The sequence below is a fragment of the Halorubrum sp. GN11_10-6_MGM genome (assembly GCF_005435165.1).
Lineage (GTDB): Archaea > Halobacteriota > Halobacteria > Halobacteriales > Haloferacaceae > Halorubrum.
Genome location: NZ_SGUC01000194.1, coordinates 1 through 345, shown reverse-complemented (window position 1 = coordinate 345; position 345 = coordinate 1). Strand labels below are relative to the sequence as shown.

The 345-nt window shown below is 53.9% G+C and carries 2 pseudogenes; both read left to right on the top strand.

The features are described 5' to 3' along the window. Positions 1-265, top strand: a pseudogene (locus EXE46_RS17555) (hypothetical protein); the annotation flags it as partial. Further along, positions 223-345 (top strand): annotated as a pseudogene (locus EXE46_RS16705) (transposase); the annotation flags it as partial. The pseudogenes EXE46_RS17555 and EXE46_RS16705, both read left to right, overlap by 43 nt.

The following is a 345-nucleotide window of genomic DNA, read 5'->3' as shown; positions in this document are numbered from 1 at the left end:
TTATATGCTTACCGACGGCTCACGGCTTGTAAACTGGCTCCTCGACAATTTTGATGAATCAGGTGTTGTCGGGTCATACGCAGTAGCTGTTGATGATGAACTGTCTTCCATTCTCTTCGGTAATATTTTAACGCTCTTGGGTAGAGGATTGTTGCTCAGTTCTCAGCTGGAGCCAGAAGTCACAACAGGCCAGGGTGGCACGACCGCGTCACCCGACGAACGATGTTCCCTATCAAGACGCTCGTCTCGGAGCGTCGCGCCGTGAACCTGTTACAGCAGGTTCGCTGGCGCGACGGCATCTATTGCCCGCCTGCCGTGGCGAATCTGTGATTCGGTACGGCAGCT